The sequence below is a fragment of the Paenibacillus sp. NPDC057886 genome (genome assembly GCF_042796655.1).
In the GTDB taxonomy this organism is placed as follows: domain Bacteria; phylum Bacillota; class Bacilli; order Paenibacillales; family Paenibacillaceae; genus Paenibacillus.
On sequence record NZ_JBHVMZ010000003.1, the window covers coordinates 15,192 to 31,389 of the forward strand.

Annotated in this window: 18 protein-coding genes and 1 pseudogene; 16 read left to right on the forward strand and 3 right to left on the reverse strand. The window is 38.7% G+C overall.

Annotated features, from left to right (window positions below):
- Nucleotides 1-71: 71 nt before the first annotated feature.
- From ACFVQB_RS10785 to ACFVQB_RS10810, 6 genes and pseudogenes are all read left to right on the forward strand, one after another.
- Complete coding sequence (locus tag ACFVQB_RS10785; RefSeq protein ID WP_379438166.1) at nucleotides 72-1,640, forward strand: HsdM family class I SAM-dependent methyltransferase; 1,569 nt, start codon at nucleotides 72-74, stop codon at nucleotides 1,638-1,640.
- On the forward strand, nucleotides 1,630-2,841 hold the full coding sequence (locus tag ACFVQB_RS10790; protein WP_379438168.1) for a restriction endonuclease subunit S: 1,212 nt from the start codon (nucleotides 1,630-1,632) through the stop codon (nucleotides 2,839-2,841). The genes ACFVQB_RS10785 and ACFVQB_RS10790 overlap by 11 nt, the downstream gene beginning before the upstream one ends.
- A 418-nt stretch (nucleotides 2,842-3,259) precedes the next feature.
- Nucleotides 3,260-3,649 (forward strand): annotated as a pseudogene (locus ACFVQB_RS10795) (hypothetical protein); the annotation flags it as partial.
- Between the two features lie 184 nt (nucleotides 3,650-3,833).
- Nucleotides 3,834-4,154, forward strand: a complete 321-nt coding sequence (locus ACFVQB_RS10800) for a hypothetical protein (protein WP_379438170.1) — start codon at nucleotides 3,834-3,836, stop codon at nucleotides 4,152-4,154.
- 53 nt (nucleotides 4,155-4,207) lie between these two features.
- Nucleotides 4,208-4,720, forward strand: a complete 513-nt coding sequence (locus tag ACFVQB_RS10805; protein WP_379438172.1) for a hypothetical protein — start codon at nucleotides 4,208-4,210, stop codon at nucleotides 4,718-4,720.
- A 52-nt stretch (nucleotides 4,721-4,772) separates the two neighbouring features.
- Complete coding sequence (locus ACFVQB_RS10810) at nucleotides 4,773-5,507, forward strand: restriction endonuclease (RefSeq protein WP_379438175.1); 735 nt, start codon at nucleotides 4,773-4,775, stop codon at nucleotides 5,505-5,507.
- A gap of 76 nt (nucleotides 5,508-5,583) precedes the next feature.
- On the opposite strand, the gene ACFVQB_RS10815 is transcribed toward ACFVQB_RS10810, so the two are convergent.
- On the reverse strand, nucleotides 5,584-5,937 hold the full coding sequence (locus tag ACFVQB_RS10815) for a helix-turn-helix domain-containing protein (protein ID WP_379438178.1): 354 nt from the start codon (nucleotides 5,935-5,937) through the stop codon (nucleotides 5,584-5,586).
- A 143-nt stretch (nucleotides 5,938-6,080) separates the two neighbouring features.
- Between ACFVQB_RS10815 and ACFVQB_RS10820 the strand changes: the two genes are divergently transcribed.
- The 5 genes from ACFVQB_RS10820 to ACFVQB_RS10840 all read left to right on the forward strand — a co-directional run bounded on the left by ACFVQB_RS10820 (nucleotide 6,081) and on the right by ACFVQB_RS10840 (nucleotide 9,735).
- Nucleotides 6,081-6,596, forward strand: a complete 516-nt coding sequence (locus tag ACFVQB_RS10820) for a hypothetical protein (protein ID WP_379438181.1) — start codon at nucleotides 6,081-6,083, stop codon at nucleotides 6,594-6,596.
- A gap of 181 nt (nucleotides 6,597-6,777) precedes the next feature.
- Nucleotides 6,778-7,902 (forward strand): WXG100 family type VII secretion target, encoded by a 1,125-nt coding sequence (locus tag ACFVQB_RS10825; protein ID WP_379438184.1) that lies wholly within the window; start codon nucleotides 6,778-6,780, stop codon nucleotides 7,900-7,902.
- Nucleotides 7,899-8,537 carry a hypothetical protein gene (locus ACFVQB_RS10830; protein ID WP_379438186.1) on the forward strand — a complete coding sequence of 213 codons (639 nt, stop codon included), beginning with the start codon at nucleotides 7,899-7,901 and terminating at the stop codon, nucleotides 8,535-8,537. Before ACFVQB_RS10825 ends, ACFVQB_RS10830 begins: the two co-directional genes overlap by 4 nt.
- Before the next feature lie 147 nt (nucleotides 8,538-8,684).
- Nucleotides 8,685-9,182, forward strand: coding sequence for a hypothetical protein (locus ACFVQB_RS10835; protein WP_379438189.1), 498 nt, complete (start codon nucleotides 8,685-8,687; stop codon nucleotides 9,180-9,182).
- 226 nt (nucleotides 9,183-9,408) lie between these two features.
- The gene (locus ACFVQB_RS10840) at nucleotides 9,409-9,735 is read left to right on the forward strand and encodes a phosphoribosyl-ATP pyrophosphohydrolase (RefSeq protein WP_379438192.1); all 327 of its coding nucleotides are present in this window, start codon (nucleotides 9,409-9,411) and stop codon (nucleotides 9,733-9,735) included.
- A 102-nt stretch (nucleotides 9,736-9,837) separates the two neighbouring features.
- Here ACFVQB_RS10840 and ACFVQB_RS10845 read toward each other — a convergent pair whose 3' ends face one another.
- Nucleotides 9,838-10,302 carry a hypothetical protein gene (locus ACFVQB_RS10845; protein ID WP_379438195.1) on the reverse strand — a complete coding sequence of 155 codons (465 nt, stop codon included), beginning with the start codon at nucleotides 10,300-10,302 and terminating at the stop codon, nucleotides 9,838-9,840.
- A gap of 135 nt (nucleotides 10,303-10,437) precedes the next feature.
- Here ACFVQB_RS10845 and ACFVQB_RS10850 point away from each other — a divergent pair, with 135 nt between their 5' ends.
- The 4 genes from ACFVQB_RS10850 to ACFVQB_RS10865 all read left to right on the forward strand — a co-directional run bounded on the left by ACFVQB_RS10850 (nucleotide 10,438) and on the right by ACFVQB_RS10865 (nucleotide 14,015).
- Nucleotides 10,438-11,178: a hypothetical protein gene (locus ACFVQB_RS10850; RefSeq protein WP_379438198.1), complete on the forward strand. Its 741-nt coding sequence runs from the start codon at nucleotides 10,438-10,440 to the stop codon at nucleotides 11,176-11,178.
- A 26-nt stretch (nucleotides 11,179-11,204) separates the two neighbouring features.
- The gene (locus ACFVQB_RS10855; RefSeq protein ID WP_379438201.1) at nucleotides 11,205-11,978 is read left to right on the forward strand and encodes a hypothetical protein; all 774 of its coding nucleotides are present in this window, start codon (nucleotides 11,205-11,207) and stop codon (nucleotides 11,976-11,978) included.
- Between the two features lie 158 nt (nucleotides 11,979-12,136).
- A complete protein-coding gene (locus ACFVQB_RS10860; protein WP_379438204.1) occupies nucleotides 12,137-13,435 on the forward strand; it encodes a galactokinase in 1,299 nt (432 codons plus the stop codon).
- Nucleotides 13,436-13,733: 298 nt separating this feature from the next.
- Nucleotides 13,734-14,015, forward strand: a complete 282-nt coding sequence (locus ACFVQB_RS10865; RefSeq protein ID WP_379438207.1) for a hypothetical protein — start codon at nucleotides 13,734-13,736, stop codon at nucleotides 14,013-14,015.
- 381 nt (nucleotides 14,016-14,396) lie between these two features.
- On the opposite strand, the gene ACFVQB_RS10870 is transcribed toward ACFVQB_RS10865, so the two are convergent.
- Nucleotides 14,397-14,645 (reverse strand): DUF1433 domain-containing protein, encoded by a 249-nt coding sequence (locus tag ACFVQB_RS10870; RefSeq protein ID WP_379438209.1) that lies wholly within the window; start codon nucleotides 14,643-14,645, stop codon nucleotides 14,397-14,399.
- Nucleotides 14,646-14,805: 160 nt separating this feature from the next.
- Here ACFVQB_RS10870 and ACFVQB_RS10875 point away from each other — a divergent pair, with 160 nt between their 5' ends.
- Nucleotides 14,806-16,161 carry a Tle-like phospholipase domain-containing protein gene (locus ACFVQB_RS10875; protein WP_379438212.1) on the forward strand — a complete coding sequence of 452 codons (1,356 nt, stop codon included), beginning with the start codon at nucleotides 14,806-14,808 and terminating at the stop codon, nucleotides 16,159-16,161.
- Nucleotides 16,162-16,198: the final 37 nt, after the last annotated feature.

Consider the following 16,198-nt stretch of genomic DNA (forward strand, 5'->3'; position numbering starts at 1 on the left):
CATTCATAGCTAAGTTTATGTGTTGATGGTACACTAATAATCATATGGTTATTTAGGAGGTATTCTACAACATGAGCTTTGAAGTTTATTCGGACCAGATGAAGAAAATGATTGACGAGTTAAAAGCTATGAGCACATCACTTGGATTAAGTAATACTGGGGATGAATACAAAATTATTTCGGAGTTGTTTACATACAAATTTTTAAATGACAAACTACTTTTTGAATTCGAAAATCGCATCGAAAAAGATGAACCATTTGATGAATTTGTGGACTTTGCTGGTATCGAAATAGCAAAAATGAGAGAACAACATTTGATCGATCATCTATATCAGCAACAAAATGAAGAAAACTTTCATGAAATATTTGATCAAGCATTTATCGATGTCAATGATCTTAATAAGGATATTTATAATATTGAGACAGCCTCTGGTAAGAAAAAGCCATTATTCGAACCACTTTCCGCCTACATCCGTGATGAAAATAAAGAGCTTGAACTTGCCAAAAGAGCAATCAATATCTTAGCCCGCTATTCTTTTAAAGATATTCATAAAGGTGGATTTGATTATTTTTCCAGCGTGTTTGAGTATCTTATTAAGGATTATAATAAGGACTCTGGTAAATATGCTGAATATTTCACCCCGTTATTTGCTGGAAATATTATGGCGGAAATTCTTTATAATGATACACCTGTTACCAATGTATCCCTATATGATCCATCAGCAGGATCAGGTACGTTACTACTTGCATTAGCAAGTAGAATTGGCACAGATAAATGTTCAATATACTCACAGGACATTTCCCAAAAATCCACTCAATTTCTACGCATTAACTTAATATTAAATAAGTTGGCTCATTCCTTAAATAATGTTATAGAGGGAAACACATTAACCAATCCTGAACATAAAGATGGTGAGGATCTTATGAAGTTTGATTTCATTGTAAGCAATCCTCCTTTCAAGATGGACTTTAGTAATATGATTGAAACACTTAAAGCTGATAAGCACAATCGATTTTTTGCCGGACTACCAAATATACCAAAAAAAGATAAAAACAGCATGGCAATCTATGAATCATTTTTACAACACGTTTTATTTTCACTTTCTGATAAAGGTAAGGCATCAGTTGTTGTTCCGACAGGTTTCACTACTGCGGCTTCTGGAATTCCAAAGAAAATCAGAGAGAAGATAATTAAAGAGAATTGGCTACGTGGAGTGGTTCATATGCCTTCTAATATTTTTGCGACAACTGGAACATCTGTGAGTATTATTTTCATTGATAAAACGAAAACGGATGATAAAGTGTTTCTTCTTGATGCATCGAGATTAGGTACGAAGATTTCTCTTGAAGATGGTCAAAGAACGGTTTTATCTGAAAATGAAAAAAATAAGATTGTGAAATTTTTCAAAGAAAAAATAGAAGAACCAGAATTTTCCGTTCTTGTTTCTAATGAACAAATAAAGGGAAACGGATACTCAATACAAGCCGGACAGTATGTTGAGTTGAAAGAAGAACAATTAGATTTTGATATTGATGACAGATTAGCAGTGTTGAAGAATAAAATAGAAGATTCATTTAATAAGAACAAAATACTTTCAGATGAAATTAAAAAGTGTTGGAGTGACAAATGTGCTGATTAAAGATTGTACTATTATGCAAGAAGGTTATGTGAATCCTCCCCAATCGGAATTAAAATATTTTAATGGAGAAGTAAAGTGGCTTAGAGCGGTTGATTTAAATGATGAAGATCTTTACGAAACATCAAGAACACTTTCAAAAGCTGGTTTTGAGAGTGCAGGGAAAAGTGCGTTGCTCTTCAAACCTAATACTTTAGCAGTAAGTAAATCAGGGACAATTGGGAGAGTCGGTATTTTAAAGGATTTTATGTGCGGGAACAGAGCTGTGATTAACGTAGCTCCAATCGAGGAAAAGGTTAATTTAATGTATTTGTTTTATTGGCTTATATCGAATAAATCAAAACTTGAAAGTAGAGCGTTAGGTAGTATTCAAAAAAACCTGTATACATCGCTTCTTGGCTCATTTGATATTGGTGACTTATCATTAAAAGAACAAGAATCAGTTGTTAAGCAAATTAATCCAATATACTATAAAATCCAAAACAATAAATCACTAATAAAGTACCTTAAAGAATATTCCCAGCTTCATTTTTATAAATGGTTTGTGCAATTTAACTTCCCAAATAATGATGGTTTACCATATAAAGATAACGGTGGTGAAATGCAATTAGTCGAAGGTAAAATGATACCTATAGACTGGAGTATTACTAATATAACTACATTAGGTGAAATAGTTGCTGGAGGTACACCACCTACAGAAAATAAAAGTTACTTTTCCTCCAACGGAATACCATGGATAACTCCTAAAGATCTATCAATAAATAAAAATATGTATATTTCACGAGGATTATTAGATATATCGGATGAGGGATATAAGAATAGTTCAGCTAAAATTATGCCTGAAGGAACTGTCTTAATGAGCTCTCGCGCCCCTATTGGATATTTGTGTATTGCTAATAATTCAATAACAACGAATCAAGGATTTAAATCAATAGTCCCTAAAACTGGAATCAGTTCTGAATTTATTTACTATACCTTACAATCGATAATGTCAAAAATTGAACGGATTTCTTCTGGCTCCACATTTAAAGAGGTATCTAAAGAAATGATGTCTAAACTGAAAGTTGTGCTACCTGAAAAATCAATTTTATCAAAATACAATAATAATATTATTCCTATATCAAAAAAAATTAAAAATCTTGAAGAAGAAAATGTTTTGCTAATAGAAGCTCGAGATCTCCTTATCAAAAAACTAATTAAATAATAACTTCTAAAATATAGTGAATAATTAGTTCTTATTATTTTTCCGGAAAATTTTTTGATTAAAAGTGTGAGGGGCATATTATGGCGGTTAACTGTTTGGATAAATTAGGAAAAAAATTGCTGTTAATCTCATTACATTTATGCGTTTGAAGGGGGACTCAAGATTATCTCTTTAAAAGCTGTCAGAGATTGACCGTCGATCAATTATTCAAATATTGAGTGGTTTCAATCTCTTGCTTTAAACTGCTCTGATAACTGTTTTATCTTACTTTTCTCATTGGACTAACTATGTTTCTCTGTCTGTGCATCTTGACGTCGAGAAAGATCTCTACGGACAATACTACTATTGTATTCCTCAAATCGTTTAAAGCCTTCCTCCATATTTGAGAATGAGGTTTCGAAGAAAAGGTCTACGATAAAATTACGGGATGACACTATATGAGTTCTATGGCGGACGTACGGGAAAAAGATATTTTCGCGGCCTGTTGGCTGAAGCCGGCTGACGTTCCTAATCGACTATATTGAAAAGGGGAAAGAACCCACTACTGCCGATGAGCAGCGCATGTCCATCATGTTCTATTACACGTTCCACCGGGCTGTGACGGAGAAGTAGGGACTGAGCAGCATCGAACAGGTGTACAGAGGGTACTGTCTTGCGAGGCGTTCCGGGCAGAGCTTATCCTTTTGTATTCCTGGGCGAAGCGGATTATGTGAGTCATGAGGGAAATGATCCGATGAGTTTTGTGTGGCGGCTTAGGGAAGAGATGCCTGCGAAGATGGTGGCGGTATCGAATAAGTTTATTGTTTGACAATGAAATGAATGGACCTGCTATATAAAGCGGGTTTTTTTGTATGAATTTGTATTTTATAGTGGAAATAAGTGGTTTCTTGATAGATAATGATTCTATAAGACTAATTATCCTTTAGTTTACCAGTCTATTAGACATATAAAAAAGAGAAGTATAGAGTATAAATCAAGAAGCAGGTAATGAAGTGGAAAATGATGTAGTACATACATCCAATAGCAAAAGAAACAGTTATAAATTTTGGATTGTAATTGGATTTTTATTGATTTTGCTTGCCGTGACAAACCCAACTAAAGATGATTTTGTCCAGTGGGTCGTAAACACTTCAATAGAAGAGTCGGATAATGAATGGGTCAGTGCTGGGATCAATTTGTTTGGTAGTTCAGTTATTAAAGGTGTCACTACACAACAGGATTTAATATTTGTTTCTATTTTCAATATGGAGCTTGGGACAGAAAAGGCCTCCATTTTGGGGTTGGGGAAACGCTTTTTCATTAGATTTCAATAAATCAAATTTGATGGAATGTTACTGTACATATTATTTGATAGTGGATCTAGAGGATGAAGTATTTACTAACAATGATGATGTTAATTGTAATTATAGGCTGTGAAGCTAATACAGCTGTTAATAACAATGAAACCTCCATAACAACTGAGCCAGGTACTAATATAAATGCTGTGAGTGAGAAGAACGAGATGGAATGGGTCACATACCAAAACAGTAGATTTGGCTATAGTATTACTTATCCTGCTGATTGGACAGCAGGGGAGGAGTCAGATAATGGTGACGGTAAGGAGCTATACGTGGGAAATCCAGACGTAGATATTCGTGCGTATGCAAGCCAGCACTTTGAAGGTATAGAAATTTTGGTTTCAGAATCGATGAGATATCAAAGTTTAAAGCTGGATAGTGGAATAAGAGCAGATATGTTGGTTGGTTATGAGGATGGAATGTTGTACTTGAGGTATCCTGGATGTCTGATGACGATATTGAGTACCACTATTATGTTAAAGTTCCTGAAGACTTCTTTGAAGAAAATGAAAAGACATTACTTTGTATCGCCAAAAGCATGAAAGCATTCTGAATAAAAGATGTATCAGTATAAAATTTCAAGGAGAATAATCAATGAAAGAAATTATATGGTTTGTTATTGGTGTTGTTACATTATCCGTTATTGCTGGACTATTACAACCTTCTAAAAAAAAGAAAAAGCGAAGAAACTCTAACTCAAAGAAAAGAACCACAAAAAAGCCAGTAAATACTGAATTTAATCGTGCTTCCTCTTCATGCAGATCTGACGAAGTGATTCTAACATTACCATTAGATAAAATGACGGGAGTAGAGTTCGAGCGATTATTGACACTTTATTTTAGAGACAATGGTTATACTGTAAAAGAAGTAGGCGTTGGGGGTAAAGATGGAGGAGTAGATCTGGTTATTACGGATAAACGTGGTGAAAAAACAGCAGTCCAAGCAAAATGTTATGCCGATCATAATAAGGTGCAAGTAATGACTGTTCGTGAGCTGGTAGGTGCGAAAAGGAATCATGACTGTATTTTGTCTCTAATCGTGACCACATCTGATCTTACAGGTCCAGCAAGAAAAGAAGCCGATCAATTCAAAGTAGATTATTGGCACGGTGGTTTAGTAGACAATAAGCTTCGCAGTTGGGGAAAATGGACGCCTTCCAATAGAAAAGTAAAAACTACTACAACCAAGAAAGATCAATCTTCATCTAAAACAGTATCTAATATCAATTGCAGTTGTGGTGCATCAATGGTTAAACGCAAGAATAAAGCTGGAGCGGAATTTTGGGGATGTAGCAGCTACCCTACTTGTAGAAAAACGAAAGCTATCTGAGTATGTCAAAATGACGGAAAAACAAATTAAAAACAAAGGCAAAGCAACCAGTTAAACAGTTGCTTTGCCTTTGTTTTTAATTTGTTCTGTAACTCTTTAATATCTCTTTTAGAATGTTCCTAGATAATTGAATATTATCTGAAGATGCATCTCTCAGCATGTCTACTATTTCTTGAATCATAATATCCGTCTCGGTTAATTCAATTTCATCATTCACATAAGCAAAAAGTTGAGAAACATTTACATCCAACGCCTCTGCAATTTTACCAAGATTAATTAAAGAAACGTTTTTCTCTCCACGTTCAACTTGTCCAATATATGTAAAATGAAATCCACCTTTTTCTCCAAGTGCCTCCTGAGATAATCCTTTCTCTTTCCTTAAAACTTTAATTCGTGCACCGACTAATTTCAAAATTTTTCTATCATCCACACTATGCACCCCCTATATATAAAAGTGTAGACAAGATTTTGGGGGTTAAACACGAGTGTATAAATCGTATAATTTATTAAAATTATATCTTCGAGTATCATTTTATTGTATAATACTGGTATTAACTCTTTGGAGGGATGACAATGGCAAGGAATTGGTCCATTACCGAAGCACATTGTAATCACGAAGTAGATTTTACCCCACGTTCGCAAGACCATGATAGCTTCATATCAGCCAAGTCCAAACATGCTCCTGCTTACCACATGCTACATACTACAATAATGGACTATCACCAACATGCTCAGTATCACATCAAACTTGCTGCCATCATGTGTAAACACAATCAGTTCCAAGCTTGCATGATTCTTTGCGATTGGGCTCTAGCCTCTATGATCAAGGCGTTGTATATCTATAAGTATCATACGGCGCATCCACCTAAGGAACTCACGATGAACGAAATCTTGCCTTTAGTGAATACGGACACTGAACCCGGACTGGATATTGCCTTGTTCATCTGCACGATGCAACATATGTCATCTTTAGAGGAACGCCAAGAGGATGAATATTTAGACCTTGATAACATCGGAAAGCTTATTCAACGAACGGAAGACATATTGGAGGAGTTAGCCACTCGATTGAATGATAATCCATCAGAGTAATTTCTGATATGAGGCGTGCCATGATGATCTGGAGTTCTTTTCACGAGGAATGGGACTGGAGGATTATCAGTACTGAAAGGTATTCATTTGGAGAAAGGGAAAATCAGGATAATGGATGGATGTATTTACAAAGAACTTCTGCTAACATGGTGAAATCCTATTTTTAACGGCGGGGAATGATATGAGTACAATTAAAGTAACACCAGAGCAACTGCTGCATGTATCCAGGCAGATCGAGCAGGGTAGGCAACAGTTGGAAGGTATACGAAATGACCTGACTGCACGGATTGGGTTTATCCAGTCTCAGTGGGCTGGAGCAACACAGGAACGGTTTTTCTATGATTTTCAGCAATCACGTCCTGTACTGGATCGAGCACTGGAAGGTATGGTGAAGTCATCCCAAGATCTCATGGCGATTGCCGAGAGATTCGAACAAGCGGATCAGGAACAGGTGAGTCTAGGAGCAATTGTTGGGCAGATTGCTGCAAGTACAGCACTGAACAAAACCACAGAGAGCTCTGATGATCAACGTGGGATGGTATACAACCCTACATTTCGAGTTTACGTGCCTGCCAGTGAAGCAGGGAATGGAATGACAGGGCAGAAGGAGTTTTCTGAATACTGGAAAAATGGCGGTGCCTATGAGGAAATGAGAGGTGGCCCGAAGCAACCAGAGCCTAGTGGTGGGGATATTTACGATGAACAAATCAGCGCATTTAAGGAAGGGTATCATCCCGTAACTGGAGAAGCTATACCCGTATGGCAAGCGGGGATTTCTATCGCCAGTCTACAATTTGGTAAAATCGCGCTGGCTTTTACGGGGATGTATATTAGGGGCTATAAGGTTCCGAAAGAAGGATTGAAGTTTTCAAAGTCTAAGCATAAAGTATTAACTGAAGGTTATTCTTCAACGTCCACAGTGACAGGTCCAACTGGAGGAAAATGGGGAGCACAAGATGTACACCAATATACACAATACAAACAATCACTTCTTAAAAAAGATGTGATGTCCAATTCAGAGGTTATCATTAGAGGTGAGAATCTATGGGATGAAAAAGCTAGAAACGTTCTGACAAGGGACGGAAGCAAAATAGAGGATTGGGCAAAAATGACTTCAAAACAACAGTATGAGACTCCCTTTGGTAAAGGAGAAATTCACTTCTATCAAAATCAAAGGACTGGAGAATTAAGCAATTTTGACTTAAAGTTGAAAGTATCTAAGCCCAAGAAGCTTAGGGCAGACGAAGATGATTTGTTTTGGATCATCGATATAGATGGTGATTTTAACATAATTGGAGTGAGATGATGAGAGTCCAGCTTAAAGATACATTAGCATTACAAACCAATTTATCATTTGATCAAAAATATATCGTATTTGAAATAGAGTCTACTCCTTCAGGAGATATGTATTACAGGATTGAAAATGATGCTAAGCGGGTTGTTCCCTATGATTCGACACTATTTAATGTAGTTTCAGATAAGCTAAATGGTGACTGGACTATCTTAGATAAGCCTAATCAATCATCAGCCAGATTACCAAGAGAGATTGCTTACATGACATTTTGGGAAGAGTTTTACAATGATGATCCCAAGGCTCTACGGGCATTTAATCAAGCTAAGGCTAGATTATATCTTGAAGAATTAGAGGATATCGAGATCAAAGATATTCTGGAGAGTAACAACGAGGAAGAGATTTACTTTGTCTTGAATACGTTAATCAGGACGAAGTGTGACACGTTTACGAACGAAATGATCCAGTTTGCCAAAACGAGTCTAGAAGAAAATCGTTATCATGAGGATGATATGTTATTGGCTGTATTCCGATATTTGAGTTTGTTTCATGAAGAACATATCAATGAATTCTTTATATACTACTTGACCAACATCGAACTTGGAAATGATAAATTAACCGAGATCGTGAGTAATTACTTTGCATCATAACAGAAATGGTGAGTGTATATGGGAAAGTATGTATCTGTTAGAGGTGGTTTGAGTTGGAACATAAGCAAGTGTATCGACCTACAATACCGAATTAATGTCACAGTGGGATTACATGAAAAGATTATATGATGTAAGAGGGTCTTGACTGTGGAACACTTAGAAATTATTTTGATTGATTTTAACAAGAGTAATTTGGATCGATTCATTAAGAAAGATTTGGACATTCAGGTGGATCAGATCAAAAGTTCTCACTTTTATGATAACCGTAGTGAAAACGATATTGAATTTCAGCAAATAGAGAGCCTTGAAGAGATTCTTTCTCCTAAGGGGTCAGGGAATCTTTTGTTGTCTGAGCTTAGCTTGGGTCATACCCTTAACGACGTGATGATTGTATTTTCATTCGATGAGGAATCTGGAGATATCGTTATCAATTTTCCTGAAGAGGAGTTATTCACAGGAGAAACTTCAGAGGCACCGTTAAAAGCTCAGAAGTTAATTGAGTATATTCTTGATATTAAGAAGAAGTATGCAATTGAGAAAGTTAAAATCGGTTATGAACCAGCTATGGATGATGACACTTGCTTGGTCGAGATTGATAAAGAAATGATGGATACGAATGTTATTGTCTCAAAACTGTTGGCTTAGAATCCTTCTGAACCAGAGTTTGATGCCCAACAATTGGACAATACGTATAATCAAAAGCCCATTTCAACTCAATTGTGGGCAGAGATGGGCTTTTATTGTACCAACATCGTCTGCACTACTTTACAAAACCAACCTATCTCCTTCCATGGCAAATGGTATAATGGCAAAAAGGGAGATTCTGGCGCGAGGCTTGAAAGCTCTCATAGCAGAAAGGATGTTATACCACATGCCTACATACAACAAATTGGTGCGGGACAAAATTCCGCATATTATCACATCCAGCGGTAAGGAATGCCGCACACGCATTCTGGACCCTGAGGAATATAAGCAAGAACTAAGAACAAAGCTGCAAGAAGAATCGGAGGAATACATGAGTGCAGCAAGCGATCAGGAAGCATTGGAAGAACTGGCCGACATGTTGGAGGTGATCCGAGCGCTGGCAGAGGTGCATGGAGCGAATGCGGCGCAGCTGGATAAGCTACGGGCGGACAAAGCCGAGGCCCGGGGTGGATTCCAAGAGCGGGTGTATCTGATCGATGTCGACGAAGCTTAACGTTAAACTGATATATGTATTTTAGACAAAAAACCTTTGATTGCTCTCCAGACATCCTGGGAGATAATCAAAGGTTTTTGAATATTTTAATCTTTCCGCACGTTATCCACGTTTCATTAATCCCCACAACACATATATGAACAACGCAGCCAATAGAAACGCGGGTATGATGATTGGTTGTGCCAGATTGCCAATGGAAATTGACGTCACTTGTGAACCAACCAAACTGACCGCGCCAACCCCAACAAACAAAGCGACATTCCATAAGGCAAAAGGGAGTAATCTTCTTACATTTCTTCGGTACCGCGTAATCATCATGATCATCACGAGTATGAAAAGAACCAGAAACAGCGATTCAGTGATTGACGTCCATCTTCCCAGTTGACTCATTGACTCGATAGCTTGTTCGCTTATGGAACCACCGGAAGTCCACTGCCGTGATTGAGCTATACGATCGGATTCCAAGGAAACATAAATGCCATAAAATAAAAACATTAGTATGAGATACATAAGCATGGCTACGTTTATACGACGTTTATCTGGTTCTTTGTTTAAAATAACGTTCATAGATTCACCTCTTAACCTGAATAATGGGTTATCACATGAAAACAACATTGAAACCGATCCGACACCAAAAATGGAGATATTTGTAGTATAATCCATTTGGTTCTGGATCGAAACCATGCGCAAAAGAGGAGTGCTATGAAAAAGAAAATGTTTTTTTTGCTACTGTTTGTTGTACTCGTTACTTCAGCGGTAATTATAATATGGTTTGATAGGTTAGAAACTCCCGCATATCAGGTGAAAAATGATAACGATAACAATTCCACAGGCATGCATAATCAAGCATCTTCATTACCCAATATCATTGAAATCATGAATGAAGAAGCAACCCTACAATTATCTCTTAACGACGTCCCAGAGTATAAGCGCTACCTGATGAACGAATGGGACTTTCAAACTGAAATAGATCGTACACAATTGGAGGTATTGAAGGTGCCTTCTTCGGAAACATATTCGATGCTAAAGTATGGCTGTGGAATCAAAGCTTGTTCTACCCTTTTCTTGAAAACTGATGATAGAGGGACGCATAGCTTACCGATGCCTGAGGGCATTTTACAAGATTATAAACTTTCCTCTGATTATCAGCAGGTGTTGATTCGGTATGCTTATGATGAAGGCGGTCTGGTCAAGAGACAAATCCTTGTTGCCGTGGATCTCAAAAAATTAGAAATCATCCCATATACATCAACTGATTTTGAAGAAGCATTCATGTTGAAACCGACCTGGCCCATCATTTCTTATGATTGGATAGACAATAACCGTTTCACGATTGAAACAGCAGCATTAGAAACAAGCGAATATAACGTACTTAAAGATTGGTTTGATTCCAATGATCGTGAAACGAGGAAGGTAACAATTCGGTTAAATTCATTGGATTAATTTTAGCTAATTAGATGAGAGGGGACATGGATTTGATAAAAGAAATAGCTTCATTGACGTTGTTGAGTGCAGTTCTTTTTGGAGGATGCCAATCAGATTCGTTAGTTTCTGTACTGCAGGAACGGGTAGAGTCTCCCACCAAGCAGGTAATTACGAAGCCGGAACATGAAACAAATTCAAAATTGAAATTAATCGGATCTTCTGAGGATGAACAAGTAAAACTTTATGCAATTAAAGAAACGGAAGATGCAATTGAAAGAGTAACTCTAGATATGAATGGGCGCACAAAAGATTTTGATTGGAGCATCTCTCATCATTCGGGAACGGAGCCGCAGTTATTTTATACTGATCTTACGGGTGATGGTAAGGAAGAGGCTATAATAATCATTCAGACTGGCCGAGGGACAGGCTTGGATAACTATGAAATTCATGTCGTTAACTCTGATAACTTATCTGAAATTAAAGTACAGCGTTATGAGGATATTGTTGCTGATCATATTGAATCTCGTGTATCTAAAAATGATGATGGTACATTAGGGATTACAGTGAATTCAGAAGGGCAAGAATATAACTTCAATTATGATTTCGATCCAGCACCAGACTACCATCAAGATGAGCTTGCTTTCGGCGGTGTAGTTATTTATACATTGGTTAATAACAAAATTAAATTAAGTCTTCCAGGCTCTATTGGTATATCTCCTACATATGTGTGTGACTTCAATATCACGTATACCTTCGATAAAGCCGACAATGAATTTATTGTTGATCAGATTGAAGTTAAACCTGTTGAAATAAGATAAAATGTCTTCAAAAAACGCTTACAAACTTTCAATTCTACCCTACCTTTTCCGAAACGAAGCTGAGATAATAGGAGAGTAAACGGGCGTGAATCGTTCCCCGTATTGTTCATCATCTACGGCAGAAAAATAAATGCTACATATCCATAGGAGGATTCTTAATGACTACACAACCACTGGAACTGATCCAATCCACTTCAGGCCAAGCGTTGCTTGCCCAAATGTATGGTCAGCAACAACTAGAAGAACAGACAGCACGTTACACGAAGCTCAATGAATCATTCGAACAATATTTTGGCGTACAAGAGGGCAGCAAGTTGTTCAGTGCGGCTGGACGTAGCGAAATTGGGGGCAACCATACGGATCATAACCATGGCAAGGTGTTGGCGGGCAGTATTACGCTGGATACGATTGCGGTGGCTGCGTCAACGACGGATTCGGTGATTACCTTTTATTCAGAAGGTTATGATCAGAAATATGTAATCGATCTCACGGAGTTGGCACCGAAGGCGGAGGATGATGGCACTACGGCTTTGATTCGTGGTATGGCTGCGGGATTTGGTAAGTTTGGATACAAGGTGGGCGGCTTCCAGGCGTACATCTCCAGTAACGTGTTCTCGGCGTCCGGGCTGAGTTCGTCGGCATCGTTTGAGATGCTGATTTGTACGATTCTGAATCATTTCTACAATGAGGGCACGCTAGATGTGGTGACCATGTCTAAGATTGGTCAGTATGCGGAGAATCACTATTGGAACAAACCATCGGGTCTGTTGGATCAGATGGCTTGTGCCTATGGTGGTCTGATTGCGATTGATTTTGAGAACCCGGCGGAGCCTGTAATTGAGCCTGTACAATGGGATTTCCAACAAAACGGTTACTCATTGGTCATCGTGAACACAGGTGGGAATCACGCGGATCTGACGGAGGATTACGCTGCAGTACCTTATGAGATGAGAGCGGTTGCTAAAGCGCTGGGCAGTGAATATGTCCGCGAAATTACGGCTGAGGCGATCTACGCCAATCTCAAGCAGGTACGTGAAGCAGCAGGGGATCGTGCGGTGCTGCGCGCACTGCATTTCTTGGAGGAAAACAATCGGGTGGACGGCCAGGTGCAGGCCTTGCGCGAAGGACGTTTTGCTGATTTCTTGAATCTAATTACGGCATCCGGAAACTCCTCCTGGAAGTGGCTCCAGAATGTATATCAGAGCGGCTCGGTGAAGGAACAGGAGATCGGTATCGCACTGGCGTTAACTGAAAATTATCTGCAAAATCTGGGTGATGGCGCTTGTCGTATACACGGCGGTGGATTCGCAGGGGTCATTCTGACGATTCTTCCTAACGAAAAGGTTGAGGAGTATATGTCATGGATGCACGGCATGTTAGATACACCAATTATTGTGGTTAATGTGCGTGCGCAGGGTGCGGTATGTTTGAACACATTAATCGAAAACGTGGGTTAATCTTGTCGGTGTAACACACTGCGATGTTTAACTCGTCCGAATAGGATCAGTCGGTACATTATAGCGGTTCTCCAACTTGACGCTGGTCATGGAAGAGGATCGCTTTTTGCTGTGCAGCACACGAGGGAAGATAGCTCGATCCGGACTTGTTCTGAGGGAATGGCCTGTTCTTAGAAACTTCAGATCAGAAGTTGGTGAAGATGATTGTGGAACGTGAGCAGTCTTATGTTCATTTCTTTATAAAATTCCAAACTTTGGACGCGTTACCGTGTTAATTAGGTAAGGGAGGGAGTGCAGAATGACGACAACCACACTGGCTGAGCAGGAAGAGGCGCGTTTGTATGATGAGTTGCGACGTGCGCTGGAAGAAGTGGAAGAAGGGAAACAGCGGCATAAAATGTTGAAGCATATGATCAGGCAACTCAAGTTTTCCAAATGGCGGAAAGAACGATTTCACAGGTTTGATCAATACTTCCAGAATGTAAGGCCAGTAACGCTTTGGATCATGTTAGCCACTGGGGCGCTTATGCCAGTTGTGTTATTCAGCATTTTTATATGGGTATCCTTGTGGATGGAATGAACCATGGATGATTAGGGTAAATAACTTTGAATGAATAGCATGCTAAAGTGAGGGCAGTGGCATATCTATGAATCACATGTGTACAGTCACTGCCTAATAACTTCATTAGGATAAAGCTAGACTTTTTTACTCACGTATAAACGCAAAAGTGTGATCTTATTTCTGGTAACAACTGCCTATGCATTTGAATGAGTCTACTGTCTACTACCCAAACGGGATAAAGACTTTTTACTCATTTTTCAGTTGTTATGTACATTTCATAACTCAAAGAACTCAAAGTAACATATACGATTTTTTTATCTGAGAGCCTTGTAGATATACTTGGCTCTTTAATTATGTAATAAGGAACCAATACACTAGATTTCATCCTCTTGAGTTCGTTTATTTAAGAGGCTTGATTTCGTCAGGTACTGAACCCGTCTTTACTTCATAGGTATCATAATCGACCATAGTGAATATTTCCTGATCTTTGTTGCCTTTCACATATCCAGTTAAAGAAACGGTATGGGATAAATCAGCGGGAATAAACTTATGGTCTGTGAATTCAACATCAATTCCATACTTCTCTTTAAAATAGGTTTGGCTTGCTAACTGGGCTTTTTGGATAATCTCTTTTTTCTCGTTGGACATACATCCTCCTAAAGTGAATGATATGGCGCAGATCATTAATATAAAAAGTAATCCTGATTTTTTCAATTAATCACCTCATATTCCTAATGTTGTCGTTTGATAATGTGCATTATACAACTTCCGTTAACTAGAAGAAAGGGTGAATAGGATGGATAAATACATGACTGACGAATTATATTTAAAAATATCTGAGCTTGCATATACGGATGTTCCTGCAGGCCGTAGTGATATTTTGGACAAGGATGAGTACAAGGATTGGAGAACGGTTGAACCAAAGGGTGCAAGTCTGCATAGTGCGTATTCAGGATTTGATGCTGTAGTGCTTGAGAATCCCAAAACAAATCAAGTTATCATCGGCTATAGAGGTACTGAACCTGAAGGTATTATTGGAAAAGCAGCTGATATTGAGACGGACGCCTTCGATGTCGTAGGTGGCAGAACCAGAAGACTTGAGGATGCAATCACGGATCCAGAACGCCATAATATATTTAAAAATAGTCCCTTCAAGCTTATGAAGGATAACATGGATTGGGAGAATAATCAGTTTCACCAAGCTGAGGAATTGTATGAAGCGGTGAAGGTGGCGTACCCTGATTCAGACATTTCATTGACGGGTCATTCCCTGGGTGGCGGTTTGGCTCAATATGTAGCTGCACGTCAGGATGTGTCCGGGATGACGTATAGTGCTCCTAGTGTAACGAATCTCCTGGATGATGTCAGTTTGGCTAAGGTGAATGAGGGTCATTTTGATAACAAAATGGTTAACGTGGTTCATCCCAATGATTCTGTAGGGGCTGGGGGAATAAGTGAATATGACAGGCACGTAGGAAGTACCGTGTATAAAGGTCAGGACTTTGACACCGCTAATGCGATGTATCAGAACTGGAAATTTCAGTTTCAGTTAAAGGTCCCTTTTCAGCCTCTGGGAGCAGGCTCACCAATGTTAGTTCATGACGTTAGGGTAGGTGTGGATCTGGACAAGCTTCATGTGGGTGATATTATGAGATTTTTTGATTCATTCTCGAAGGACGAAGGCAAGGGGTATCATTCCATGGCTCAATATGAGTTTGATGAGAATGGAAATCTGAAAGGCCGGCTAATAGACCGGAGCACTGGAGAAACGATTGATATTTCTCCAAGATGGACAGCACATCAGGAAGCATTAGCCACGTTCTCCAATTTGATGTCAGGCATTGTTCCTCCGTTGATCGCAGCGGCTACAGGAAATGTTAGTGGAATGGGCGGGGGCAAGATTCAATTAACACCGGAAGAGTTAGCGCAGGCTGCTAGGGAGATGAGGCTAAGTTTGAGTGGCTTCTCGAATGATGCCCAGGCTTCGATTCAGATGTTTCAGACACATATATCTACCAGCGAAAGTCAGTCCTTTACTCCCATCGCCTATAACGCAACAGCAACACTGCAAGCGATCAATCGTTGGTATCAGGAATCCATCAGCGAAATTGCGGAATATATTGAACGTAAAAGAGAGGATTTTGTAATCGCAGACCAACACTAATTTATTTTTACATAGAAGGACTAACAGGAGGAAATGA

What these genes read in the sequence shown, in the direction of transcription:
- ACFVQB_RS10865 (WP_379438207.1), top strand. Translation starts at nt 13,734, where the DNA reads ATGACGACAACCACACTGGCTGAGCAGGAAGAGGCGCGTTTGTATGAT.
- ACFVQB_RS10825 (WP_379438184.1), top strand. Translation starts at nt 6,778, where the DNA reads ATGAGTACAATTAAAGTAACACCAGAGCAACTGCTGCATGTATCCAGG.
- ACFVQB_RS10785 (WP_379438166.1), top strand. Translation starts at nt 72, where the DNA reads ATGAGCTTTGAAGTTTATTCGGACCAGATGAAGAAAATGATTGACGAG.
- ACFVQB_RS10840 (WP_379438192.1), top strand. Translation starts at nt 9,409, where the DNA reads ATGCCTACATACAACAAATTGGTGCGGGACAAAATTCCGCATATTATC.
- ACFVQB_RS10820 (WP_379438181.1), top strand. Translation starts at nt 6,081, where the DNA reads ATGGCAAGGAATTGGTCCATTACCGAAGCACATTGTAATCACGAAGTA.
- ACFVQB_RS10850 (WP_379438198.1), top strand. Translation starts at nt 10,438, where the DNA reads ATGAAAAAGAAAATGTTTTTTTTGCTACTGTTTGTTGTACTCGTTACT.
- ACFVQB_RS10810 (WP_379438175.1), top strand. Translation starts at nt 4,773, where the DNA reads ATGAAAGAAATTATATGGTTTGTTATTGGTGTTGTTACATTATCCGTT.
- ACFVQB_RS10805 (WP_379438172.1), top strand. Translation starts at nt 4,208, where the DNA reads ATGAAGTATTTACTAACAATGATGATGTTAATTGTAATTATAGGCTGT.
- ACFVQB_RS10855 (WP_379438201.1), top strand. Translation starts at nt 11,205, where the DNA reads ATGGATTTGATAAAAGAAATAGCTTCATTGACGTTGTTGAGTGCAGTT.
- ACFVQB_RS10860 (WP_379438204.1), top strand. Translation starts at nt 12,137, where the DNA reads ATGACTACACAACCACTGGAACTGATCCAATCCACTTCAGGCCAAGCG.
- ACFVQB_RS10845 (WP_379438195.1), bottom strand. Translation starts at nt 10,302, where the DNA reads ATGAACGTTATTTTAAACAAAGAACCAGATAAACGTCGTATAAACGTA.
- ACFVQB_RS10875 (WP_379438212.1), top strand. Translation starts at nt 14,806, where the DNA reads ATGACTGACGAATTATATTTAAAAATATCTGAGCTTGCATATACGGAT.
- ACFVQB_RS10830 (WP_379438186.1), top strand. Translation starts at nt 7,899, where the DNA reads ATGATGAGAGTCCAGCTTAAAGATACATTAGCATTACAAACCAATTTA.
- ACFVQB_RS10870 (WP_379438209.1), bottom strand. Translation starts at nt 14,645, where the DNA reads ATGTCCAACGAGAAAAAAGAGATTATCCAAAAAGCCCAGTTAGCAAGC.